We start from the raw sequence: 24,720 nt of genomic DNA on the forward strand, positions 1-24,720 counted from the left end.
GATTATCCTCTAATCCAGGCTGTCATGCCTTTTTGGCTGGCGTACTGTTCGGCGAAGTGCAGAAGGTCTGGTGCATCAAGCGGCCTGCTGGCGGCCAGGTAGGGCTGCTCCAACAGGGTGTATTTGTTAATCCCTAAGGTGTGATAAGGCAGAAAATGGATAGATTTCGCGCCAATTTCGTCGGCGGCAAAATCGCTGATGGCGCGGATGGAACGTTCATCGGCGTTAAAATCGGGAATCAACGGCACGCGGATGGTCATCTCTACGCCGCGGGCGGCCAGCTTGCGAAAGTTATCCATCACGCGTTCGGCGTTGCCGTCGGTCCACTGCTGAAAGCGCGCTTTGTCTACGTGCTTAAGATCCGCCAGCAGCAAATCCAAAAAAGGTAATGAAGGCGCAATGTATTTCCAGGGCACGTGCAGGCAGGATTCCACGGCAGTATGCAGGTCGGCCTCTTTACTGCGCTGTAGCAGTTCCCGCGCCAGCTCCGGCTGCATAAAAGGCTCCCCGCCGGAAAGCGTAATCCCCCCTCCGCTGCGAGCATAAAAAGGTTTATCGCGCAGCACTGTGGCCATAATAGAATCCGCCGTTTTTACTTCACCGCAGACGGTCAACGCCTGGGTAGGGCAACACTCTCTCAGCGCATTGATAGCGTTGGGGTTGAGTTTGCCACGGGCAATAACCAGTTCGCTGTCTACACGGGAAACCACGTCCGGTACGGCCTGCTGGCAAAGTTCGCAGCCGGCGATGCACAAACGGCGGTCCAGCAAAACGTCGCATTCACGGCTACGGCTTTCGGGATTCTGGCACCAGCGGCAGCCCAGCGAGCATCCTTTCAGGAAGACCACCGTGCGGATCCCTGGGCCATCGTGCGTGGAGTAGCGCTGAATATTGAACAGCATGGCATTCTCTCTTATTGTTTCTTTCGTAAATTAAATTACTTTCGAATGAAAGTTATATTGATATTGATCAGCTAAGCAATCGACAGTCGGGTTATGATGCGGTCAATGAGAGATGACTCTAATTCTGGAGAGCATAATGGAACTGTATTTAGATACCGCAGATGTTGCCGCCGTTAAGCGTCTTGCCCGTGTTCTGCCGCTGCAGGGCGTAACCACCAACCCTTCCATCGTTGCCAAAGCGGGAATATCCCTGTGGGAAGTGCTGCCTGCACTGCAGGACGCGCTGGGGGGCGAGGGTCAGCTGTTTGCTCAGGTGATTGCGAACCAGGCTGATGAAATGGTGAAAGAAGCACAGCTGCTAACCACGCGGGTACCGGGGCTGGTTGTTAAGGTTCCTACTACGCCGGAAGGCCTGGCGGCACTTAAACAGCTTAAAGTCCTCGGGATCCCAACGCTGGGTACGGCAGTTTATGGCGCGACGCAGGGGCTACTGGCCGCGCTGGCGGGCGCTGAATACGTTGCGCCTTATGTGAACCGGCTGGATGCTCAGGGCGGGGACGGGATTCAGATGGTACAGGATCTCCAGCAGCTTCTGACGCTGCATGCCCCTGACGCGAAAGTGCTGGCGGCCAGCTTCCGCACGCCGCGCCAGGCGATGTCATGCCTTCTGGCCGGCTGCGAAGCGATCACGCTGCCGATAGATGTGGTTGAACAGATGCTGGTCACGCCTGCGGTGACGGCGGCGATAGACGGGTTTGAAAAAGACTGGCAGGGGGCTTTCGGCTCGTTAACGCTCTAATCATTTATGGCCACCGTTCGCGGTGGCCTATATTTCCAAAAGAATTAAATTTCCCAGGGCGATTTTTTTTGCTCGCCGTCCTGCTTGTTTTCATCGTTATTTATGCTCAGCAATTCCGCTTTAAGGATCTCAAGGTTGTTTATCGCGGAGGCATAATCTTTGGCAACCAGAATATCCAGCACGGTATCAATACGTTTGGCAAGCTGCTGCGGATCCAGTGTTGGCATTGTTAATCCTGTCTGTGTTAGGGAATGAATCATTCGCCCATAATGCAAAAAATAGCCGATAAAGAGAAGGGCACTCGGCGAATTCTTAGCCTTATTCTTCAATAAATTATCGCACAACATATAAGCATTAATTATTAATCCTTACGCTGCATTCATCAAACTACAGCCGTGGATTAGTCTGATCCTGCGATGACCGCACATTCATTTAATGAGGATCTGGCTATGACAGTTATCAACCAACCAACCTGCAAACTCTTTACTGACACTGCACGTTTTACTCAACTGTCTGGATATTACGAAGAAGAACGCCGTACAGTCTGGATGATGCTTCGTGCCCGCCCGCGTCCCTGCTTCAATCACGGACTTATCGAGGAAATAATGAACCTGGGATATATCGTCCAGAAGGCCGGATTTAAAGTCGATTTCTGGGTTACCGGCTCGCTGGTCCCCGGAATGTACAATACCGGCGGCGATTTAGGCTTTTTTGTGGAAACTATTCGTAATGGGCGTCGGGAAGCACTCCGCGCTTATGCCCGCGCCTGCGTGGACTGCGTGCACGCTGCGTCTCGCGGTTTTGATACGGGGGCGATCAGCCTGGCGATGGTCGAGGGCAGTGCGCTTGGCGGCGGATTTGAGGCGGCGCTCGCGCACCATTTCCTGCTGGCACAGCGCGATGCCAGGCTGGGATTCCCGGAAATTGCCTTCAACCTGTTTCCCGGGATGGGGGCGTACTCTTTGGTTGCTCGCCGTTCGGGCATGAAACTTGCTGAAGAGTTGATCTATAAGGGCGAGTCCCACACGGCGGAATGGTACCAGCAGTATGGGCTGGTGGATCAGCTGTTTGAGCCGGGGCAGGGATACCTGGCCACGCGCACCTTCATCGATACCCTCCAGCCTAAACTTAACGGCGTGAAGGCCATGCTGCGCGCGCGACAGCGCGTGTTACAGCTGCCGCGCTCAGAGCTGATGGACATCACCGAAGACTGGGTGGATGCCGCTTTTTGCCTGGAGGACAAGGACATTGCCTACATGGAACGGCTGGTCATGCTGCAAAACCGGCATACGTCGACGGCTTTGCGTAAAGCGGGCTAGCGCTTTGTTCTGGCCTGATAGCGCTTAAACCAACGCTCGAACACGGCAGCGGGCATTGGTTTGGCAAATAAGAACCCCTGCCGTTCGTTGACGCCGTTCTTGGTAAGAAAGGCGTCTTCTTTTTGATTTTCCACGCCCTCGGCGATCACCTGTAAATTCAGCGCCTGCGCCACGGCCACGATGGCTCTCACCAGCGACTGAGACACGGAATGTTTATGCACGTCGCGCACAAAAGACTGATCGAGCTTAATGGCGTCGATTGGGAAGCGCGCCAGCTGCGATAAGGACGAGTATCCCGTGCCGAAGTCGTCCAGATGCACCTGCGCTCCCAGTTGACTGAATTGCTTGATAACCGACAGCGCCAGCTCTTCGTTCTCGATAAGACAGCTCTCGGTCAGCTCAACGTCAATCGGGCAGTATTCAAAATTCAGATCCTTCAGCGCTTGCTTGAGATCGCTAAAAATAGTCTGATCGGCGAGCTTGCGGGCGGACACGTTGACCGCCACGCGGAGATTAATGCCTTTGTCCCGCCACTTCGCCACCTGCTGCACAACGCTAACCATCACCCAGCGCCCTAGCGGCACAATCAGGCCAGACTCCTCGGCATAGGAAATAAAGCCATGAGGAGGAATCAGACCCCGTTCGGGAGACTGCCAGCGCACCAGCGCTTCCAGGCTACGGACTTCGCCGCGCCAGGTCATCTTGGGCTGGTAATGGATCACCAGTTGATCGTTATCCAGCGCTTTACGCAGATTGGTATCCAGCCACAAATACTCAAATACCCGCTGGTTCATCTCGGGAGAGAACACGCAAAACTTCCCGCGGCCGCTCTCTTTGGCGGTATACATGGCGGTGTCGGCGTTACGAATCAGATTCTCTCGTTCATCCCCGTGCTGCGGGGCGAGAGAGATACCCAGCGAACAGCCGCTATAGACCTCAATCAGGCCGATCCTGAAGGGCTGCTTCAGGCGGGTCAGAATGCGGGAAGACATCGCTTCCAGCGAGCCCTGAGAGGTGTTTGTTGCCAGCACAATAAATTCATCGCCTCCGAGGCGCGCCAGCACCTGGCCTTCTTCGAGGCAGCTTAAAATCGCCAGCGACACGGCCTGCAATAGCTGATCGCCAAACATGTGGCCGTAGGCATCGTTCACTTTTTTAAAGTTATCGAGATCCAGATAAACGATGCCGACCTGCGTGTCGCCACGTTTGGCGATGGCCTCGGTGATCAGGTCGTAAATGGCGTTGCGGTTAGGCAGTCCGGTGATGGTATCGGTATTGGCCAGCACCCGCAGTCGCTCCTGCGCGCGGCGCTCTTCGGTAATGTCGGTGCCGGAGCAAATCAGGTAGATTTCGTTTTTGCCGCTGCCGCTGTGGACAAACTTGTTGCGGAACAAAAATAGCCGCTGACCTTTACGGGTTTTGACCCAACGTTCAACTTCATAGGAGCTGCCATTGCGAAAAAATCCGCTGATATTGCGCTTTGAGGCGGCGGCTTCGCTGCGGCTCATAAACAGCTTGAAGACATTCTGACCGATGACCTCATGCTCTTTCATCCCGGTGTATTCTTCACTTAACCGATTGAAGCGCTGGATATTTCCCTGTTTATCAAGAATGACAATGACTGAATTCGCTTCAGAGACAACCTGCTCGGCAAAAGAGAGGCCCTGGACCAGGTCGCGAGCCACCGAATGGGTGTCGTGCCAGGCCGAGGCGGTGCCCGCCCACTCGCGTTTAGACACTTTGCGGCCGACCATATGCACTGGGACTTCTATGCCGAACAGCGACAGCGTCATGGTCAGGCTGGAGGTAATCACCGTCATCTGACGAATTTCGTCGGCCTGTATCATGTCCAGCGCCACCACCTGGCCGGTGTCTGAATCTTCACTGGCCGCCAGCTGAAGGGCGTTGCTGTCCGCCGGTAGACGCCAGTAGGGGCTGGTCGTCCCCAGGTAACGATAAAGCAGGTTCTGCTCCAAATCGTCTTTCATTCGTGCTCCTGAGCCTCAGGGGAAAATATCACCTAAATCTATTATTTATAGTAGCAACAGACGGCCGATGTTAAAGCCCCGGTAAAGAGGAAAAGATCTTGTTTTTGCAGAGGATGTGCAATATATCGGCACATTGAGATGACAGAAATGAAAAAGCCGGGCAGAGCGCCCGGCTTTATAGGGTGAAAATCAGGATCAGGCCGCAGGGCGAGCGATAACGCTGCGCGTTTCCATGCGAACTTCCGCGATGGTCACGTCGATAACGTCGGTCACTTTATAAACGACTTCGCCCTTGATCTGCACGGTGCCGTTTTCCTGGCTGCAAACCAGCTCATCACGTACCGCGTGGATGAACGGTGCAGGGATAAACGCCACGGCCCCGTTGTCCACCAGGCGTACGCGCATCCCGCCGCGGCTAACATCGATAATCTCTGCTGCGAAGCGAGTATCGGTGCCGGCTTTCGGGCTCAGGAAGCGAGCGTACAGCCAGTCGCCCACGTCACGCTCGGCCATCCGGTTCAGACGGCGACGTTCCGCCATCTGGACGGTGGTTTCTTCCGCTGGACGCGTCGCCGCTTCGCCTTTAATAATCGCTTTCAGCAAACGGTGGTTAACCATATCGCCGAATTTACGGATTGGGGAAGTCCAGGTGGCATAGGCTTCGAGACCAAGGCCGAAGTGCGGGCCAGGTTCGGTGCTGATCTCGGCGAACGACTGGTAACGGCGAATGCGGCTGTCCAGGAACCCGGTAGGCTGAGCGTCCAGTTCGCGGCGCAGTTTGCAGAAACCTTCCAGCGTAAGGACTTCCTGCGCGTCCACGGTGATGCCGTGGGTTTGCAGCATGGTTGCCAGCTGTTCAGTATTGGCCGGATCGAAACCGGTATGGACGTTATAAATCCCGAAGCCCAGTTTCTCGCGCAGCACGATGGCCGCACAAACGTTAGCCGCAATCATCGACTCTTCAACGATACGGTTTGCGATACGACGCGGCTCGGCCACGATATCCAGCACTTCGCCTTTCTCGCCCAAAACAAAGCGGTAGTCAGGCCTGTCTTTAAACACCAGAGCGTGGGTCTGGCGCCATTCGCTGCGGGTCAGACAAACGCGATGCAGCAGGCGAATTTGCTGTGCAATGGCGTCGCTCTGCGGCTGCCAGCCACCTTTCTCTTCCAGCCAGTCAGAGACTTCGTCATAAACCAGCTTGGCTTTGGACTCGATATTGGCGGCGAAGAAATGAATGTCGCTGGCGATAGCGCCGTCCTGCTCAATGGCCATGCGGCAGGCGAGGACAGGGCGGACAACGTTGGCACGCAGGGAGCAGAGATCGTCTGACAGCTCGCGCGGCAGCATTGGAATGTTGAAGCCAGGCAGATAGTTGGTAAAGGCACGAATTTTGGCGATGCCGTCGAGTTTGCTGCCTTCTGCGATCCACGCCGTTGGGTCAGCGATGGCCACGGTCAGCTGCAGTTTGCCGTCGGCAAGTTCTTCAACGTACAGCGCATCGTCCATATCTTCGGTGCTGGCGCTGTCGATGGTGACAAAATCCAGCGACGTTAAGTCTTCGCGCACCAGGCCGTCGTCAAGCATCTCGGTGGCGACGCCGTCCGGCGCTTCGCGTTCAAGATTGTGACGTGACAGTGTCACCCACCACGGCGCAAGATGATCGTCGCCGAAGGTGATGAATTGCGTTAACTCGGCATAGAAGCCACGATCGCCCTTTAGCGGGTGACGGCGCATTTCAGCTACCGCCCAGTCACCGTTCTGGAAGTCATGGGTCACGTCGCGAGCTGCGCGGCACTGAATGGCATCTCTCAGCAGCGGATGATCCGGCACAATTGACAGGCGGTCGTCTTTTTTCTGAACGCGGCCAACAAAACGCGTCAGGAAAGGTTCGATAAGCGTTTCCGGCTCGGCGGACTCACGATCTTTATCGGTGTGGATGACGGCGCTGATACGGTCGCCGTGCATCACTTTTTTCATCTGCGGCGGCGGAATAAAGTAGCTTTTATTCGCATCGACTTCGAGGAAGCCGAACCCTTTTTCCGTGCCTTTCACCACGCCTTCAGCGCGTGGAGTCTGAGAATGCAGTTGCTGTTTTAGCTGCGCGAGCAGCGGGTTATCCTGAAGCATATCGTTTCGTTTTCGTGGCCAAAAGAGCGGCTGACAGTTTTACGCGAAACCGTACCTTGCGGCAAGCGCTGATTGCCGTGAAGGCTTATGGATTCAGCGCTTGAGCGGTATTTCCCAGGCCAATTTTCAGGCGGTTTATCCACCCGGCCAGCCCGGCACTAACCAGTAATTTCAGCACCTGCTGCTCGCTAAAACCTTGCTCATACAAAGGTTGAATCTGCGCGGCGCTAAATCTGTCCGGGGCGCGGGTTAACAGCTGCACGGCCTGAATAATCGCTTTTTCACGAGGGTGATTGTGACTCCAGGCGTTAAGCGCCCGTTCCCCGTTGCGCATCGCGTCCGGTAATCCAGCATCTCCCTGCCAGGCCGCCGCGGCATCGCTAAAGCAGGCGGCGCTGCCGTTAATCCGTGACGTCAGCATCACCACCAGCAGCGCATCGTCTGGTTGCTGCGCGGTGGTCTGCCAGAACAGGCGGGTAAGCTGGCTGAGGTAAGAAAGTGCCCGCTCATCGTGAGCAAGCAGCCAGGCAATATCACGCAGCGTGCGCAGCGGCTGGCTGATGCTCAAGACTTCCAGCTGTTCCGCCCGGGCATAGCGCATTTCAACGGGCGCCAGCCCCGGAAGCCAGTTGACCGGGTACGGCGTAAACAACGCAGATTCCGCGTCCTGTTGCCCGTCCAGCCCCGGCAGCCAGCGAACGGGCAGCCCCTGCAGCGCTTGCCAGACGGCAATAGCGCGCGCCTGGAAGCCCACGAAGCCGATAATCTGGGTAAAGGAGACAATATCGTCCACCGAGAGGCCGCATTCATCCAACTGCGCTAAGGCGCTATCGTCGATAAGCGTCGGCTGGCTGGCAAGCTGGCGGGCAAACTGGGTGATCTGAGTCAGGCGACGGTTGCTTTCGCGGGATGAGTCGGGGCCGGGCTGGGGAGCAAGGCGAGCGGCATAGTGGTTACACAGGCGCTGGACCCCGTAGACCTGCGCAACGGTCAGCGCCGTGCTCAGGCGATCGTAGCTACTCAGGGTGTGTAAACGCGTCACGTTAATCCTTTCCGGCAGCAGCACATCGGCTACCGCTCGGGCGGCATCAAGCCACGGGGCTTCAACAATCAATTGTGCTTCAGAAGGGGCTACATCAAGCAGAAAGCGGTCTTCAACCTGCGCTGCTTCGGGAACTAAAGGCAGTACATCCGCCGGGCACAGACTGGACTGGGTTTCATGATACCAGTGGCTTTTACCAGAAAAGCGGCGTTGTTCCATGGTCGTTCCTTGGTCAAAAAGTTTGCAGACCCGGATACAACGTGGAAGCCGGGCCTGGTTCGCTGTTTTATCCTGGCGCAAGCTCGGGAGGTGACAAAAGAATGATCGGTGATAATAAATATCGGAAAGGTATAACTAAATCGGATTCAGGGGAGGAAAGCAGGGGGAAATAGCGAAGCGGGCCGCAGCCCGCTTCGCTCAGGAACAGAAATTAGTCTTTCAGTTCCAGCTCGTTCATGGCTGCGATGCTGAAGCCGCCGTCAACGTGAACCACTTCCCCGGAGATACCGGCAGACAGGTCAGAACACAGGAAGGCTGCGGAGTTACCCACGTCTTCAATGGTTACGGTGCGACGAATCGGGGTAACGGCTTCACAGTGGGCCAGCATTTTACGGAAGTCTTTGATGCCGGAAGCGGCCAGAGTACGGATTGGGCCAGCGGAGATGGCGTTCACGCGCACGCCTTCTGGACCCATGGCATTAGCCATGTAGCGAACGTTAGCTTCCAGAGACGCTTTGGCCAGGCCCATAACGTTGTAGTTAGGGATTGCACGCTCTGCGCCCAGGTAGGACAGGGTCAGCAGGGCGGAACCTGGGTTCAGCATTTCACGGCAAACTTTCGCCATGGCAACGAAGCTGTATGCGCTGATGTCGTGGGCAATTTTAAAGCCTTCACGGGTAACGGCGTTCACGTAGTCGCCATCCAGCTGATCGCCAGGGGCGAAGCCAATGGAGTGAACGAAACCGTCAAATTTCGGCCAGCTTTTCGCCAGTTCGGTAAACAGCGCTTCGATGCTCTCATCTTCAGCCACATCGCAAGACAGCACGATGCTTGAACCCAGCTCGGCAGCAAAACCTTCCACACGGCCTTTCAGCTTCTCGTTCTGGTAGGTGAATGCCAGCTCGGCGCCTTCGCGGTGCATCGCCTGTGCAATACCGTAGGCAATGGAGAGTTTACTGGCGACGCCAGTGATCAGAATGCGTTTACCGGTAAGAAAACCCATAGCTTTAATCCTTAATAGTCATTGTTGTTGCGGCCAGCAGGTGAAAAAACAGGCAGGCCGACGTTAAGACCGGGCGATTCTAACATGACTCCCGCGTAAGCGTTAATCCGACCACTTTTCCACGTCATAATTTGAGCCGCAGGGATATTGGTTGCACGCCCATTTCTCAGTCACTTACTTCAGTAAGCTCCTGAAAACTGCTCCCTTGCCGCCTACCCGCAACTCAAATTATCTAGTGGAAGTTGGGGTAGAATGATCGTGGCGAAGTAGTCTAAATTAACGATCCCTACGCCAGGCGTCAGCGGTTAAGGCCTCGCCGAAGTGGCTGTTAATCAGCCGTTTAGTCAATTCATGCAGCGGGGAGGCGAGCACGTCGGCCGTGCTGCCGCGCTCCACCACTTCGCCTTCGTGCATCACCATCACCTGGTCGCTGATGTGCTTCATCATGCCAATGTGCTGGGTCACGTAAATATAAGAAATGCCTTGTTTTTCCTGCAGTTCAAGCATCAGGTTAATCAGCTGCGAGCGCATGGACATATCCAGCGAGGCCAGCGCTTCATCGGCGATAATGACCTTGGGCCGGAGGATCAGCGCGCGGGCCAGGCCCAGACGCTGTTTTTGCCCCGGAGCCAGCATATGCGGGTAATAGCTGGCGTGGTCCGGCAGCAGACCAACCATGCGTAAGGTGTCCAGAATGCGTTTTTGCCGCAGCTCTGGCTCCAGCTCGGTATTCAACCGCAGCGGGAAGTCCAGAATCTGCGAGATGCGCTGGCGTGGGTTCAGGGAAGTACTGGGATCCTGGAATATCATGCGGATCCGCTGGCTGCGCCAGGAGTAATCGCCGAAGTGGAGAGGGTGATCGTCAATCACTAACTCGCCGGTGGTCGGCTCAATCATTCCCGCCAGCATTTTTGCCAGCGTAGATTTACCCGAGCCATTCTCCCCGATAATCGCCAGCGTCTGCTTCTCGCGCAGCGTAAAGTTGAGCGGCTTCACCGCTTCGACGTGCTGGCGGTGAAACAAACCTGTACGGTAGCGAAACGTCTTACTTAAATTGCGGACTTCCAGCAGCGTTTCGACCATTACTGACTCTCCATATTCAGCGGGAAATGACAGGCGTAAAGGTGATTTTTCGCCCCTTCAAGCCTTGGTGCTTCAATGCATTTGCGCTGGGCATAAGGGCAGCGTGGCCCCAGACGGCAGCCCAGCGGCAATTGCTCCAGCAGCGGAATCGCGCCCGGCATGGTGTTTAACCGGCTCTTGTGCGGCATCGGGCTACCAAAGTCAGGGATCGCGCGGATCAGCGCCTGAGTATACGGGTGGTGTGGCGTGGCAACCAGCTCTTCGCTCGTCGCGCTTTCCACGGTTTGCCCGCAGTACATCACGTTAATTTTATCCGCCCACTGGCTCAGCATCTGCAGGTCGTGGCTAATCAGCAGAATGGTGGTGTTGTTGTTCTGATTGAGCCGCGTTAACAGACGGAAGATCTGCGACTGCGTGGTCGGCTCCATGGCGTTGGTGGGCTCATCCGCAATCAGCAGGCGAGGCTGGTTTGCCAGCGCGATGGCGATCATCACCTTCTGGCATTCGCCTTCGGTCAGCTCGTACGGATAGCTGCTCATGGCGTCTCTGTGATCTTTAATCCCCACGCGGTGCAGCAGTTCGATGGCGCGGCGCTTACGCCAGCCAAAACGTTGCCACCAGCGGCCTTTATAAGTCCAGCCGGGAATATTTTGGGTCAACTGACGGCCAATTCTTTCCGACGGATCCAGGCAGGATTGTGGCTCCTGGAAAATCATCGACACGTTGTGGCCCACCAGGCGGCGGCGCTCACGCGGCGAGAGCCGCAGCAGGTCGATATCGTCAAAGCGCATACGGTCGGCGGTAACCCGCCAGTTATCTTTGGTGACGCCACAGATAGCTTTCGCGATGAGACTTTTCCCTGAGCCGGATTCGCCGACTAGGCCGCGAATTTCCCCTTCGCCCAGCGTCATGCTCACGCGATCGACGGCTTTTACCCAACCTTCGGAGGTCATAAATTCGATGGTCAGATTGCGGATATCAAGTAGCGGCATTATTGCACCCCCGCGTTAATCGCGCGGCGCAGGCCGTCGCCAAGCAGGTTAACCAGCAGGACGCTTATCATGATGGCCGCCCCCGGCAGCATTACCGTCCAGGGCGCAACGTAAATCAGCTCCAGCGCATCACCGAGCATTGCACCCCATTCCGGGGAAGGGAGCTGCGCGCCAAGATCGAGAAAACCGAGTGCGGCAATGTCCAGAATCGCCATAGACAGCGCTCGTGTGATTTCTGTTACCAGCGTGGCGGTGATATTGGGCATGACGGCAAACCAGAGAATATTTAGCGTGGAAGCGCCATCCAGACGGGCGGCGACCACGTACTCTTTCTCCAGTTCATCGTGCACCGCGCTGTAGACCGAACGTACCATTCGCGGCAGCAGCGCCAGCCAGACGGCAAACATCGCATGGCTGAGATGGGGGCCAGCAAAGGCGACTACAATAATCGCCAGCAGCAGGGAAGGAATCGACAGCAGCGTATCGAGAATGTGGTTCAGCACCGCGGAGCGCAGACCGTGGGTCGACCCCGCTATCACGCCGAGCACGATGCCACAGATTGTTGCCGCAAGCGTGACGACAAACGCGCCGCCCACCGTCGGAGCTGCGCCGCTTAGCAGGCGGCTTAGCACGTCACGGCCAAGATCGTCGGTACCGAGGAAGAACGAAACTTCCCCATAGCGGGACCATGACGGCGGCAAAAGCTGATAGCCCAGAAACTGTTGGTCAATTTGATACGGGGCAAAAAGACCGCCAAACAGGCACAGAATAGCCAGGCCACCGCAGCCGTAGAGGCCAATCATCGCGGTGGTATCGCCATAGAATTTACGCCACGTCAGGCGCAGCGTACTTGGCGGTCGCTTTTCGCGGTAGACGCTATCGTAAGGCATACCATTCCTTATGCTTCAGTGGGTTGGCCATAGCGCCCAAAATATCGGAAAGCACGTTAACAATAATCACCAGCGAGCCAATCACCATCACCCCGGCGGAAATCGCCATGTAATCCTGCTGGCGAATGGCGTTAATCAGCCAGCGGCCCAAGCCTGGCCAGCTAAAGACCACTTCGGTGATCATCGCCAGCGTCAGCATGGTTGAAAACTGCAGGCCCAGGCGAGGGATCACCGGAGGCAGCGCGTTGTGCAGCACGTGGCGATGCAAAATAGTGAAGCGGGAAAGCCCGCGCGTGGCGGCGGCTTTGACGTAGTTTTGATCGAACACCTCGATGGTGCTGATGCGCATCAGGCGAATCACTTCTGTGGTCGGGGCGACGGCCAGGGCGGCGACCGGCAGCACCATGTGGCGCAGAGCGCTGACGATCATTTCGCTGCGATAAGGCGAGTCCGAGAGCCACGCATCCACCAGCGCAAAGCCGGTGACGGACTTAACCTCATAAAGCAGGTCAAAACGCCCTGAAACCGGGAACCAGCCCAGCGTCAGCGAGAAGAACAGCGTCAGCAGCAGCGCCAGCCAGAACACAGGAATAGAAAAACCGACCAGTGCCAGGGCGCTGATCAGCCTGTCCTGCCACTTATTGCGCATGATGCCCGCCAGCATCCCCACAGGAATACCAATCAGCAGCGCCAGGCCGAAGGCCAGAATGCACAGTTCCATGGTGGCCGGGAAAACGTCGCGTAATTGCTCGTTAATCGACTGGCCGTTAATGCTGGAGACGCCAAAATCCCAGTGCAGCAGGCTCTCAAACCAGAACACCCAGGCGTTCCACAGCGAGGCACCCTGCAGCGGCGCGTGGGGCGTAAAATAGTTGAGGCTAAAGCCGACCACCGCCAGAAACAGCAGAGTGATCAGCAGCAGCAATAATCGCCTTAGCGTGAAAATGATCATTATTTTTTCGCCTCTTCATTTTCCCTGGACACGCCTGCAAACGAGGCGTTGCCGAACGGGCTGAGCACCAGGCCTTTCATGTCGTAGCGGTAGGCCTGCAGCCTTAACGAAGAGGCCAGCGGCAGCACCGGCAGCTCTGCGGAAAGAATATCCTGCGCTTCGTTGTAGGCTTCAATACGGGCGGAAAGCTGCTGGGAAGAGAGCGCTTTTTGCAGCACGCTGTCGAAATGCGGGTTACACCAGCGGGCATAGTTAGTTTGCGAGCCGATGGCCGCGCAGCTCAGCATCGGGCGGAAGAAGCTGTCCGGGTCGTTACTGTCCGTTGCCCAGCCGGCAAGCGTCAGATCGTGGTTCATGTCCATCAGTCTGGCTTCCTGGAAGCGGCCCTCCATCGGCACGATAATCACCTTCACGCCAATCTGTGCCATATCCGCCTGAATCAGCTCGGCGGTTTTGAGTGGGCTTGGGTTCCAGGCCTGGGAGCTGGTCGGCACCCACAGGCGGAGTTCCAGTTTATCCACGCCCAGGGCCTGTAACTGCTCACGGGCTTTCGCCGGGTTGTATTCGGTAATTTTTGCGTCGTTATCGTAGGCCCAGGAGGCGCGAGGCAAAATGGATGCGGCCGTTTCTGCCGTGCCGTAATAAATAGACTGCATCAGGCGCTGATTATTAATGGCAAGGGACAGCGCGTGGCGAACGGCCGGGTTATTCAGCGGCGGCTTGTTGGTGTTAAACGCCAGGTACGCGATGTTCATGCCCGGGCGCAGCGTCAGGCGCAGACGCGGATCGTCGCGTAGAATAGTCAACTGACTTGCCGCAGGCCAGGCCAGCACGTCGCATTCGCCGGTGAGCAGTTTGGAAAGACGGCCGGTGCCGCCGGAACCCAGATCGACCACCACCTGCGGCATCAGCGGTACGCCGCGCCAGAAATGCTGGTTGCGCGCCAGGCGGATGTACTGCCCGGCGCGGTATTCGCTGAGCAGGAAAGGGCCGGTGCCGACCGGCTGCCTGTCCATCAATTCCTGGTGGTCAGCTTTGGTCAACTGCGCGGCGTATTCGGCGGACATCACCGACGCGTAATGCGTAGCTAAATGCCAGAGGAAGGAGGCGTCCGGCTTATTGAGGCGGAATTCAACGGTATTGTCATCCAGCTTGCGAACGCTTTTCACCGTTTCCGGGAACTGGAGACTGTCGAAATAGGGGTAGCTGCCGCCGTTAACGTTATGCCACGGATGGTTGCGGTCGAAGATACGCTCAAAGGTAAACACCACATCATCGGCGTTTAGCGCGCGGGTGGGTTTAAACCAGGCGGTAGTCTGGAACTGGACATTGTGGCGCAGGTGGAAACGGTAAGTCGCGCCGTTATCCAGCACTTCCCAGCTTTCCGCCAGTTCAGGCACCAGGCGATAGGTATAAGGGTCAACGTCCAGCAGGCGGTCATAAAGCTGCGCCGCCAGCGTGTCGACGGTCAGGCCGCCGCTGGTCATTTGCGGGTTAAAGGTGTTGACCTGCCCGTTGACGCAATAAACAAAGCCACTGCGGCGAATATCTGCCGGTTTTTCAGCGGGCGCAGCGGCACGCGCCGCGCCGCTCAGGCAGCATAAACCCAGTAACAGGGAGGAGAGCATTCCGCGCATAAGTTTTTGAGTTATCTCAAGTGATGGGCAAAGTGTATCGCACTCTTGCCTTCTCCCCAAAATTACTGGTGACGATCGGCAATTTTGCGCAGGACGATGAAAAAAACGCCGCTCAGTCCGGCGTCAGGCTGCTTAATTGGTGTTTTTTCAGCATCGCTCGTAGCTGATGATAACTCACGCCCAGCAGTTCTGCAGCCCGGCGCTGGTTAAAAGTTGCCTGCTTCAGGCTTTGTTCCAGCAGGTTTTTCTCCTGTTCGTTTTGCCAGCTTCGCAGATCGAGCGGCAGGCCGGGCAGGTGCGCCGGAGCCTCTTGTCTGGCCTGATGGAGCGGGGCAGGTTTATGAGTGAAAGGGTTAAGGATAATGTTGTCCAGCGCCTCATCGCTTGAGCCGTGGCGGTACACCGAGCGCTCAACCACGTTTTTCAGCTCGCGGATATTGCCCGGCCAGCCATAGTTAAGCAGCGTCTCGCAGGCCCTTCCGGTAAAACCGGGGAACAGCGGCAAATTAAGTTCCCGGCACATTTGAATCGCAAAGTGATCGGCCAGCAGCAGGATATCCGATCGCCGCTCGCGCAGGGGCGGGAGCATCACCACGTCAAACGCCAGCCTGTCGAGCAAATCGGCGCGGAATTTCCCTTGTTCGGCCAGCTCCGGCAAATCGGCATTGGTGGCGCAGACCAGGCGAGTATTCACCTGTAGCGGCTGGCTGCCGCCCACGCGCTCAAGTTCGCCGTATTCCACCACCCGCAGCAGCTTCTCCTGCACCAGCATTGGGGCCGTGGCCAGCTCATCAAGAAACAGCGTGCCGCCTTCAGCTCGTTCAAAACGACCCTGATGGCGCTTCTGCGCGCCGGTAAACGCGCCGGCTTCGTGGCCAAACAGCTCGCTGTCGAGCAGGTTTTCGTTCAGTGCCGCACAGTTGAGGGAGATAAAAGGCCCCTGCCAGCGCTGGGAGAGGAAATGCAGGCGGTTGGCGATGAGTTCCTTCCCGGTGCCGCGTTCGCCGATGACCAGCACCGGTTTATTCAGCGGGGCCAGGCGGGAAACTTGTTCCATGACCTCCAGAAAGCTATTAGCTTCTCCAATGAGGCTGTCCTTGTTTTCAGGCATGGTTAAATTCCCTAATAGTTAGTTAATTTAACCACTATAGCGGCTTTTATGGGATCGTCAAATTTACATTAATTCTTATTAATCAATGAAGTAAAAAGTTGGCACGGATGCTGCAATATCCTGTCAGAGCAGAGTGCCTGGCACCTGAGATAATGACTAAGAGGATTGAATTATGGGTATTTTTTCTCGTTTTGCCGACATCGTGAATGCGAACATCAACTCCCTGCTGGAGAAAGCGGAAGATCCGCAGAAGCTGGTGCGCCTGATGATTCAGGAAATGGAAGACACGCTGGTGGAAGTGCGTTCCACTTCAGCCCGCGCGCTGGCCGAAAAGAAACAGCTGAGCCGCCGCGTGGAGCAAGCTACCGCGCAGCAGGCCGAATGGCAAGAAAAAGCCGAGCTGGCGCTGCGTAAAGAGAAAGAAGATCTGGCGCGTGCCGCGCTGATTGAAAAACAGAAGCTGACCGACCTGATCGTCACGCTGGAAAATGAAGTTGTGCACGTGGATGAAACTCTGGCGCGCATGAAGAAAGAAATCGGCGAGCTGGAAAACAAGCTGAGCGAAACTCGCGCTCGCCAGCAGGCGCTGACCCTGCGTCATCAGGCTGCCTCTTCTTCACGCGATGTTCGCCGCCAGTTGGATAGCGGTAAACTGGATGAAGCGATGGCGCGGTTCGAATCTTTCGAGCGCCGCATCGACCAGATGGAATCCGAGGCGGAAAGCCACGCCTTTGGCAAACAGAAGTCTCTGGACGCGCAGTTTGCCGAGCTAAAAGCCGATGATGAAATCAGCGCCCAGATAGCTGCGCTGAAAGCAAAAATGAACCAGGATCGTCAATAATAATCCAGGCCGCGATGCGCCCGGCGCATCGCGACTCAAGCCTGACCCGTAAGGAGTACACATGACTGCGCTTTTTCTTGCTATCCCGCTGACCATTTTTGTGCTGTTCGTGGCGCCGATTTGGCTGTGGCTTCACTACAGCAATCGTCCTGATGCAGGGCAGCTTTCACAGAGTGAGCAGCAGCGGCTTGCCCAGTTGACCGATGAGGCGCGACAGATGCGGGAGCGCATTCAGTCTCTGGAACAGATCCTTGATGCCGAACACCCGAACTGGAGAAACAACTAATGGTGAATTCATTTTCCGGTCGTAAGCTGTGGCGTATCCCTGAGAAGGGGATGGTAAAAGGAGTTTGCGCGGGTATTGCGCAATACCTTGATGTGCCGGTCAAACTGGTCCGCGCCATTGCAATTTTATCGATATTCTTTGGCCTGTCGTTCTTTGTGCTGGTGGCCTACATCGTGATGACATTTGTGCTGGACCCGATGCCCTACGGCGCAGATGAAAAAGATACGCAACCGACCAACTGCGATCTGCTGAACGCGGTGGATGCGGAACTGGCCGCCGGTGAGCAACGTTTACGCTCGATGGAGCGTTACATTACGTCTGACACTTTCACGCTGCGCAGCCGTTTTCGCCAGCTGTAAAACAACCCTCTCCCTGAGGGAGAGGGGATAAACAGGTTTTCTCCCTCTCCAGGGGGAGAGGGCCGGGGTGAGGGCGCCCAGGCTCAATGCCAACCACACACCGCAATTAACCGCTTTTGGAGAGACAATGACTACATTCCATTCCGTCAGCCAGAAAGCTAAACCAGGCCTGAAACTTGCCGGGAAGCTTGCTTTACTTGCCGCGCTGCGGTTCGGCCCGGCGGGTTTTGCGGCGTGGGCGATCAAATCGGTAGCCCGCCGCCCGCTGAAAATGATACTGGCCGTGGTGCTGGAGCCGTTACTGACCCGCATCCTGCGCAACGTCTCTGACCGTTACGACCGCCGCATGGCAAAATAACCCTCCTCGCGGCGGCGAAATCTTCCGCTTAACGTTTTGATTCTTGGTAATCAGCCCCATTTGATATTATCAATAAAGGTATTTTCTGCAGCGGAAGGCAATCAGGACGCTTATGAACCGACTCAAAAACGAATTTAACGCCCTGGTAAACCGGGGCGTTGATCGTCATTTACGCCTCGCGGTAACCGGGCTGAGCCGTAGCGGTAAAACCGCATTTATCACCGCGATGGTCAACCAGTTGCTGGGCATTCACACCGGCGCACGGCTGCCAATGCTTAGCGCCGCTCGTGAAGAGCGTTTGCTCGGCGTTAAGCGCGTGCCTCAGCGCGATCTGGGCATTCAGCGCTTCACCTATGATGAAGGTATGGCGCAGCTTTTCGGCACGCCACCGGCCTGGCCGACGCCGACTCGTGGCGTAAGCGAAATGCGCCTTGCGTTACGCTACCGCTCCAACGATTCGCTGCTGCGCCACTTCAAAGACACGTCCACGCTTTACCTGGAGATTGTTGATTATCCGGGGGAGTGGCTGCTTGACCTGCCCATGCTGGCGCAGGATTACCTGAGCTGGTCGCGCCAGATGACAGGCCTGCTGCAGGGCCAGCGTGCCGAGTGGTCGGCGGAATGGCGTCACCTTTGCGAGGGTTTAGATCCTCTCGCTCCCGCCGATGAAAACCGCCTGGCGGCGGTTGCCGAAGCGTGGACTGACTACCTGCTGCGCTGCAAGAAAGAAGGGCTGCATTTTATTCAGCCGGGGCGCTTTGTCCTGCCCGGAGATATGGCGGGCGCGCCCGCGCTGCAGTTTTTCCCATGGCCGGATGTGGATGCTTTTGGTGAGTCGAAGCTGGCCCAGGCGGATAAAGGCAGCAACATCGGCATGCTGCGCGCGCGTTTTGATTACTACTGTGAAAAGGTGGTGAAAGGGTTCTATAAGAATCACTTCCTGCGCTTCGACAGACAGATTGTGCTGGTGGATTGCCTGCAGCCGCTCAACAGCGGGCCCCAGGCGTTCAACGATATGCGCCTGGCGTTAACCCAGCTGATGCAAAGCTTCCACTACGGGCAGCGCACGCTGTTCCGTCGCCTGTTTTCCCCGGTGATCGATAAGCTGCTGTTTGCCGCCACCAAAGCCGACCATGTCACGGTAGACCAGCACGCTAACATGGTTTCTCTCTTGCAACAGCTGGTGCAGGACGCCTGGCAAAACGCGGCCTTCGAAGGCATCAGTATGGACTGCATGGGGCTGGCCTCCGTGCAGGCAACGCAAAGCGGCATCGTAGACGTGCAGGGGGAGCAAATCCCGGCGCTGCGCGGCAATCGCCTGAACGACGGTGCGCCGCTGACGGTGTATCCGGGGGAGGTGCCTTCGCGCCTGCCCGGCAATGCTTTCTGGCAAAATCAGGGCTTTCAGTTCGAACAGTTCCGGCCGCAGGTGATGGACGTTGACCGTCCGCTGCCGCACATCAGGCTGGACGCGGCGCTGGAATTCTTAATTGGAGATAAATTGCGATGAGCGATCCTATTAAACCGCGCATCGATTTTGCGCAGCCGCTGGAGGCGGAAAAAGAGCAGGACTGGAAAGCGGCACACGCGTTTAGTGAACCGGAAGCGCAAAAGTTTACCCCGGTCACCACCAGCGTTGAAATGCTTGCCGACGAAGAAGGGCAGGCCGAGGCTGTTATTGAAGCTGCTTTAAGACCGAAACGCAGCCTGTGGCGCAAAATGGTGACAGCCGGACTGGCGCTGTTTGGCGTCAGCGTTGTGGCCCAGGGCGTACAGTGGACCCACAACGCTTTTGTGGCTCAGGACTGGATCGCGCTTGGCGGCGGCGTTGCCGGGGGGCTTATCGTCGCGGCTGGCGTCGGCTCGATTGCCAGCGAATGGCGGCGGTTATGGCGTTTGCGCCAGCGTGCCGAAGAGCGTGACGAGGCACGAGAACTGCTCGCCAGTCACAGCACGGGCAGAGGGCGGGCGTTCTGCGAAAAACTGGCCAGCCAGGCCGGGCTGGATAAAGGCCATCCGGCGCTGCAGCGCTGGTATGCCTCGATCCATGAAACCCACAACGACCGGGAAGTCGTGGCGCTTTATGCCCAGCTTGTTCAGCCGGTGCTGGACGCTCAGGCCCGGCGTGAAATTAGCCGTTCTGCTGCCGAATCCACGCTGATGATCGCCGTCAGCCCGCTGGCGCTGGTGGATATGGCTTTTATTGCCTGGCGTAACCTGCGCCTGATCAACCGCATCGCCACGCTGTACGGTATCGAACTGGGCTATTTCAGCCGTATTCGCCTGTTCCGCCTGGTGCTGCTGAATATTGCTTTCGCCGGGGCGAGCGAGCTGGTGCGTGAAGTCGGCATGGACTGGATGTCGCAGGACATTGCCGCCAGACTTTCGGCTCGCGCCGCGCAGGGGATTGGGGCCGGGCTGTTAACTGCCCGCCTGGGCATTAAGGCGATGGAGCTCTGCCGTCCGCTGCCGTGGCTGGAGGGTGACAAGCCCCGGCTGGGGGATTTCCGCAAACAGCTTCTGGTTCAGCTGAAAGAGACGCTGGCCTCCGGGAAAAACAAACCTACCAACTGAATTTGTATCATTGACCTGGAGGGCGGCTTCGGCTGCCCTTTGTTGTTTACAGCACACGTATAAATTTCGTGCTTGTTGACCAGTGGTTTGTCTTTTAGTGTCAACATTTCATGACAGGCATCTTCTTGCCAACGGCTAACTGCGTTATTATCCCTGCAACTCTATGAGGTCCTTCAGCCCGGCTGAAGGTCGTATAGGCCGTTTTCCGTAACATAAGGTCACCTGCATGCGTCTGGAAGTCTTTTGTCAGGACCGCCTTGGTCTCACTCGTGAACTGCTCGATCTTTTAGTGCTGCGCGGTATTGATTTGCGCGGTATCGAAATTGACCCGATCGGGCGTATTTACCTTAATTTCTCCTCCCTTGATTTTGAATCTTTCAGCAGCCTGATGGCGGAAATTCGCCGCATCCCAGACGTTACCGACGTGCGTAAAGTACCGTGGATGCCTTCCGAGCGTGAACATCGCGCCCTGAGTGCGCTACTTGAGGCGCTGCCGGAGCCGGTGCTGTCGCTGGATATGCGCAGCAAAGTTGAACTGGCCAACCCGGCAAGCTGCGCGCTGTTCGGGCAGAGCGAAGATCGTCTGCGGAACCATAATGCGGGCACGTTGATCAGCGGGTTTAACTTCACCCGCTGGCTGGAGAGCGAACCGCACGACTCCCACACCGAACATGTTGTGATCCACGGGCAAAACTTCCTGCTGGAGATCACCCCGGTTCATCTGGATGGCGAAGATAATCAGCCGCTGCTGGTGGGCGCGGTGGTGATGCTTCGCTCTACCGTGCGCATGGGGCGCCAGCTGCAAAACCTCTCCAGCAGCGATTTCAGCGCCTTTGACCAGATTGTCGCCGTCAGCCAGAAAATGCGTCATGTGGTTGAGCAGGCGCGCAAACTGTCGCTGTTGAATGCCCCGTTGCTGATTGTGGGCGATACCGGTACGGGCAAAGATCTTCTGGCCAATGCCTGCCACCTGAGCAGCCCGCGAGCGCAAAAACCTTATCTGGCGCTGAACTGCGGCTCTATTCCTGACGACGTGATCGAAAGCGAACTGTTTGGTCACGCGGCCGGGGCTTATGCCAACGCCGTCGAAGGGAAAAAAGGCTTCTTTGAGCAGGCCAACGGTGGCTCTGTGCTGCTGGACGAAATCGGTGAAATGTCGCCGCGTATGCAGACCAAACTGCTGCGCTTCCTGAACGACGGCACGTTCCGTCGCGTCGGCGAAGAGCATGAGGTGCATGTTGATGTCCGCGTGATTTGCGCGACACAAAAAAATCTGGTGGAGCTAGTGCAGAAAGGCGAGTTCCGCGAGGATCTCTATTATCGCCTCAACGTCCTGACCCTGAACCTGCCGCCGCTGCGCGATCGCCCGCAGGACATCATGCCGCTGACGGAGCTTTTTGTGGCGCGCTTTGCCGACGAGCAGGGCGTACCGCGGCCTAAGCTGTCTCACGATTTAAGCAGCGTGCTGACCCGCTACGGCTGGCCGGGTAACGTGCGTCAGCTGAAAAACGCCATTTACCGCGCGTTAACTCAGTTGGAAGGCTACGAGCTGCGCCCTCAGGACATCCTGTTGCCGGACTTCGACTCGGCCAGCCTGGCCGTGGGGGAAGAGGCGATGGAAGGCTCGCTGGACGATATTACCAGCCGCTTCGAGCGCTCGGTGTTAACGCAGCTTTACCGCAGTTACCCAAGTACCCGTAAGCTGGCAAAACGGCTGGGTGTTTCCCATACTGCGATCGCCAACAAGCTGCGTGAGTACGGACTGAGCCAGAAGAAGGGCGAAGAGTAAAAACAAAAAACCCCGGAAACCCGGGGTTTTCTTTTCATACAGGTCTGAGGCTTAAGCCTTCAGCACGTCCAGTGCCGCAGCGTAATCCGGCTCGGTGGTGATTTCATTCACCAGCTCGCTGAAGATCACTTCATCGTTTTCATTGATAACCACTACCGCACGTGCGGTCAGGCCTTTCAGCGCGCCTTCGGCAATGCTGACGCCGTAAGTCTGCTGGAACTCAGGGTTACGCAGGGTGGAAAGGGTGACAACGTTGTTCAGGCCTTCAGCGCCGCAGAAACGGGACTGAGCGAACGGCAGGTCGGCAGAAATACACAGCACAACGGTGTTATCCAGCTCGGTAGCCAACTGGTTGAATTTGCGCACGGACGCGGCACACACGCCGGTGTCGATGCTTGGGAAAATATTCAGCACTTTACGTTTGCCGGCAAACTGGCTCAGCGCAACGTCAGAAAGATCTTTCGCGACCAGAGAGAAGGCGGCGGCTTTGCTGCCTTTCTGTGGGATCTGACCTGCAACCTTGACCGGGTTGCCCTGGAAATGAACGGTTTGTGACATGTTTAATCTTCCTTTTACATAAAATTAACGCCGGGAACAGTGTATTCCAGGAAATCCGTGATGAACATAAAAAACTGAAAGTACATGCAAAAGCTCGGGCTCGCTATACTCAGGCGATAACCCCAAGGGAGACTGATGATGAGAACAGTGAAAGTTTACCAGGAAGCCTGGCCGCTCCATACGCCATTTGTAATCTCGCGTGGAACCCGCAGCGAGGCGGTTGTTGTGGTGGTGGAAATCGAACAAGGCGGCATAAAAGGCGTCGGCGAATGCACGCCGTATCCACGCTATGGCGAAAGCGATGCTTCGGTGCTGGCCCAGGTCACCACGGTACTTTCACAGCTTGAGCGCGGCATGACGCGCGCTGAATTACAGCAGGCTCTTCCGCCAGGGGCGGCGCGGAACGCCATTGACAGCGCGCTTTGGGACCTGGAAGCCCGCCAGAAACACACCACGATATCGGCCCTGAACGCCGTCGAATTGCCGGAAATGGTGACCACGGCGCAAACCGTTACGATTGCCGCCCCGGAACAAATGGCTGCCTCAGCGGCTTTGCTTTGGCAGAAGGGCGCCCGACTGCTCAAGGTGAAACTCGACGATCACCTCATCACCGAACGGATGGTGGCTATCAGGGCGGCGGTGCCGGAAGCCATTTTGATTGTGGATGCCAACGAGTCCTGGCGGAGTGATGGCCTGGCCGCCCGCTGCCAGCTGCTGGCCGATCTCAACGTGGCGATGCTTGAACAGCCGCTGCCGGCGGGGGATGATGATGCGCTGGCGAATTTCATTCACCCATTGCCGATTTGCGCCGACGAAAGCTGCCACACCCGTAGTAGCCTGCCAGCGCTTGCCGGGCGCTACGACATGGTGAACGTTAAGCTCGATAAAACCGGGGGCTTAACTGAGGCATTATTGCTGGCTCAGGCCGCGCGAGAACAGGGTTTTGATGTCATGCTCGGCTGTATGCTCTGCACATCTCGCGCCATTGCCGCCGCTTTACCGCTGGCGGCTAAGGTGCGCTTTGCCGATCTCGATGGCCCCACCTGGCTTGCCGTCGACGTGGAGCCCTCGCTGCATTTTGAAACGGGAAAACTTTATCCCTAATGCTTACCTGTGCCAGTGCAAAAGGTCAGTCATCGCCCGCAGGTAGCGCTCGCTGGCCTCATCGGCTGAAATCGGTGGGAATTCAGCCGTAATGCACGGCAGGCCTAAATCGGCACACCAGCTGCCGAACGACCCCGGCGTTTCGTAGCCAACGCTGGTCACCAGCGGGAGCGCAAAGGCTTCAGCCAGCCAGTGCCCCAGCGCCGAGCTGTGCGGATCTTCAATACAGCCCAGCGGATCGTGAAAAGAGACTACCCAGGCGGGCTGCAGCTGATGAATAAGCTGGCACAACGCGGTGGTTTCTGGTTCGGAGCCCGGCGTTTGCCCGGTAGATAGCACCACGTCACGCTTGTCCGCGCTACTGTTCCAACGGTAAACGGTATCGCCAGCTTTCCAGTTGGCCGCCGGGAAGTTGCGGTTCAAATCGACGCCGTGCGCGTTGGCGCGCAGGCCAAGCTGGCAGCCGTCCGGGTTAACCGCCAGCACCACGTGGTGCCGCCTGAACTGCGGCTCAAGCGTTCTTAAGGCGCAGGAAAGCGCCACCATCGCGGCGTTTTCATCCCCGTGAGTACCGGCAATGATAAGCCCGCTGCGTTCTTCCGTTTGAGTGGCGGGGAAATAGAGCAACGGCGCACCTAGTACCGATTTGCCGTAGCGTTCACAGCCCGGCGGCAGGTGGCCGCGCTGGGGGCGAGGGCGGGTCGTGGGCATGATATTCCTCTCACTGAATAAAGCGGCTATTAACGTCATTAATAGCAATGTTTTAGGGAAAACTCACCTTAAT

At 56.9% G+C, this 24,720-nt stretch carries 24 protein-coding genes; 10 read left to right on the forward strand and 14 right to left on the reverse strand.

Features of this window, described 5'->3' with window-relative positions; genetic code table 11:
• Nucleotides 1-2 precede the first annotated feature (2 nt).
• Complete coding sequence (locus A936_RS20890) at nt 3-902, reverse strand: glycyl-radical enzyme activating protein (RefSeq protein ID WP_008461336.1); 900 nt, start codon at nt 900-902, stop codon at nt 3-5.
• Between the two features lie 136 nt (nt 903-1,038).
• Between A936_RS20890 and fsa the strand changes: the two genes are divergently transcribed.
• Nucleotides 1,039-1,701 carry a fructose-6-phosphate aldolase gene (gene fsa, locus A936_RS20895; protein ID WP_008461337.1) on the forward strand — a complete coding sequence of 221 codons (663 nt, stop codon included), beginning with the start codon at nt 1,039-1,041 and terminating at the stop codon, nt 1,699-1,701.
• 44 nt (nt 1,702-1,745) lie between these two features.
• Here fsa and yciZ read toward each other — a convergent pair whose 3' ends face one another.
• Nucleotides 1,746-1,928, reverse strand: a complete 183-nt coding sequence (gene yciZ / locus A936_RS20900) for a protein YciZ/DeoL (protein WP_008461338.1) — start codon at nt 1,926-1,928, stop codon at nt 1,746-1,748.
• 222 nt (nt 1,929-2,150) lie between these two features.
• Between yciZ and A936_RS20905 the strand changes: the two genes are divergently transcribed.
• On the forward strand, nt 2,151-3,020 hold the full coding sequence (locus A936_RS20905) for a crotonase/enoyl-CoA hydratase family protein (RefSeq protein WP_008461339.1): 870 nt from the start codon (nt 2,151-2,153) through the stop codon (nt 3,018-3,020).
• On the opposite strand, the gene pdeR is transcribed toward A936_RS20905, so the two are convergent.
• From pdeR to pspF, 10 genes are all read right to left on the reverse strand, one after another.
• On the reverse strand, nt 3,017-5,008 hold the full coding sequence (gene pdeR / locus A936_RS20910; RefSeq protein ID WP_008461340.1) for a cyclic di-GMP phosphodiesterase: 1,992 nt from the start codon (nt 5,006-5,008) through the stop codon (nt 3,017-3,019). The genes A936_RS20905 and pdeR overlap by 4 nt on opposite strands.
• Nucleotides 5,009-5,203: 195 nt before the next feature.
• The gene (locus A936_RS20915) at nt 5,204-7,138 is read right to left on the reverse strand and encodes an exoribonuclease II (RefSeq protein WP_008461341.1); all 1,935 of its coding nucleotides are present in this window, start codon (nt 7,136-7,138) and stop codon (nt 5,204-5,206) included.
• Nucleotides 7,139-7,223: 85 nt separating this feature from the next.
• Nucleotides 7,224-8,399, reverse strand: coding sequence for a CMD domain-containing protein (locus tag A936_RS20920; protein ID WP_008461342.1), 1,176 nt, complete (start codon nt 8,397-8,399; stop codon nt 7,224-7,226).
• A 211-nt stretch (nt 8,400-8,610) separates the two neighbouring features.
• A complete protein-coding gene (gene fabI, locus A936_RS20925) occupies nt 8,611-9,402 on the reverse strand; it encodes an enoyl-ACP reductase FabI (protein ID WP_008461343.1) in 792 nt (263 codons plus the stop codon).
• A gap of 276 nt (nt 9,403-9,678) precedes the next feature.
• Nucleotides 9,679-10,485, reverse strand: coding sequence for a putrescine export ABC transporter ATP-binding protein SapF (gene sapF / locus A936_RS20930; RefSeq protein ID WP_008461344.1), 807 nt, complete (start codon nt 10,483-10,485; stop codon nt 9,679-9,681).
• A complete protein-coding gene (gene sapD, locus A936_RS20935; RefSeq protein ID WP_008461346.1) occupies nt 10,485-11,477 on the reverse strand; it encodes a putrescine export ABC transporter ATP-binding protein SapD in 993 nt (330 codons plus the stop codon). The genes sapF and sapD overlap by 1 nt, the downstream gene beginning before the upstream one ends.
• Complete coding sequence (gene sapC / locus A936_RS20940; protein ID WP_008461347.1) at nt 11,477-12,367, reverse strand: putrescine export ABC transporter permease SapC; 891 nt, start codon at nt 12,365-12,367, stop codon at nt 11,477-11,479. Before sapC ends, sapD begins: the two co-directional genes overlap by 1 nt.
• The gene (gene sapB, locus A936_RS20945) at nt 12,354-13,319 is read right to left on the reverse strand and encodes a putrescine export ABC transporter permease SapB (protein ID WP_008461349.1); all 966 of its coding nucleotides are present in this window, start codon (nt 13,317-13,319) and stop codon (nt 12,354-12,356) included. The genes sapC and sapB overlap by 14 nt, the downstream gene beginning before the upstream one ends.
• A complete protein-coding gene (sapA, locus tag A936_RS20950) occupies nt 13,319-14,956 on the reverse strand; it encodes an ABC transporter substrate-binding protein SapA (RefSeq protein ID WP_008461350.1) in 1,638 nt (545 codons plus the stop codon). Before sapA ends, sapB begins: the two co-directional genes overlap by 1 nt.
• 112 nt (nt 14,957-15,068) lie before the next feature.
• On the reverse strand, nt 15,069-16,067 hold the full coding sequence (gene pspF / locus A936_RS20955; RefSeq protein ID WP_008461352.1) for a phage shock protein operon transcriptional activator: 999 nt from the start codon (nt 16,065-16,067) through the stop codon (nt 15,069-15,071).
• A 172-nt stretch (nt 16,068-16,239) separates the two neighbouring features.
• Here pspF and pspA point away from each other — a divergent pair, with 172 nt between their 5' ends.
• The 7 genes from pspA to tyrR all read left to right on the forward strand — a co-directional run bounded on the left by pspA (nt 16,240) and on the right by tyrR (nt 22,274).
• Nucleotides 16,240-16,908 (forward strand): phage shock protein PspA, encoded by a 669-nt coding sequence (gene pspA, locus A936_RS20960; protein ID WP_008461354.1) that lies wholly within the window; start codon nt 16,240-16,242, stop codon nt 16,906-16,908.
• 61 nt (nt 16,909-16,969) lie between these two features.
• A complete protein-coding gene (gene pspB, locus A936_RS20965) occupies nt 16,970-17,194 on the forward strand; it encodes an envelope stress response membrane protein PspB (RefSeq protein WP_008461355.1) in 225 nt (74 codons plus the stop codon).
• Nucleotides 17,194-17,553 (forward strand): envelope stress response membrane protein PspC, encoded by a 360-nt coding sequence (gene pspC, locus A936_RS20970; protein ID WP_008461356.1) that lies wholly within the window; start codon nt 17,194-17,196, stop codon nt 17,551-17,553. Before pspB ends, pspC begins: the two co-directional genes overlap by 1 nt.
• Before the next feature lie 127 nt (nt 17,554-17,680).
• Nucleotides 17,681-17,911: a phage shock protein PspD gene (pspD, locus tag A936_RS20975; protein WP_008461357.1), complete on the forward strand. Its 231-nt coding sequence runs from the start codon at nt 17,681-17,683 to the stop codon at nt 17,909-17,911.
• 112 nt (nt 17,912-18,023) lie between these two features.
• Complete coding sequence (locus A936_RS20980; protein WP_008461358.1) at nt 18,024-19,421, forward strand: YcjX family GTP-binding protein; 1,398 nt, start codon at nt 18,024-18,026, stop codon at nt 19,419-19,421.
• A complete protein-coding gene (locus A936_RS20985; protein WP_008461359.1) occupies nt 19,418-20,485 on the forward strand; it encodes a YcjF family protein in 1,068 nt (355 codons plus the stop codon). Before A936_RS20980 ends, A936_RS20985 begins: the two co-directional genes overlap by 4 nt.
• A 226-nt stretch (nt 20,486-20,711) precedes the next feature.
• A complete protein-coding gene (gene tyrR, locus A936_RS20990; RefSeq protein WP_008461360.1) occupies nt 20,712-22,274 on the forward strand; it encodes a transcriptional regulator TyrR in 1,563 nt (520 codons plus the stop codon).
• A gap of 51 nt (nt 22,275-22,325) precedes the next feature.
• On the opposite strand, the gene tpx is transcribed toward tyrR, so the two are convergent.
• A complete protein-coding gene (gene tpx, locus A936_RS20995; protein WP_008461361.1) occupies nt 22,326-22,832 on the reverse strand; it encodes a thiol peroxidase in 507 nt (168 codons plus the stop codon).
• Nucleotides 22,833-22,970: 138 nt separating this feature from the next.
• Here tpx and ycjG point away from each other — a divergent pair, with 138 nt between their 5' ends.
• A complete protein-coding gene (ycjG, locus tag A936_RS21000; RefSeq protein ID WP_008461363.1) occupies nt 22,971-23,936 on the forward strand; it encodes an L-Ala-D/L-Glu epimerase in 966 nt (321 codons plus the stop codon).
• 3 nt (nt 23,937-23,939) lie between these two features.
• Here the strand turns inward: ycjG and mpaA are convergent, their stop codons facing one another.
• On the reverse strand, nt 23,940-24,647 hold the full coding sequence (mpaA, locus tag A936_RS21005; RefSeq protein WP_008461364.1) for a murein tripeptide amidase MpaA: 708 nt from the start codon (nt 24,645-24,647) through the stop codon (nt 23,940-23,942).
• Nucleotides 24,648-24,720: the final 73 nt, after the last annotated feature.

Origin of the sequence: Enterobacter sp. Ag1 (genome assembly GCA_000277545.1) — a bacterium.
GTDB lineage: Bacteria > Pseudomonadota > Gammaproteobacteria > Enterobacterales > Enterobacteriaceae > Cedecea.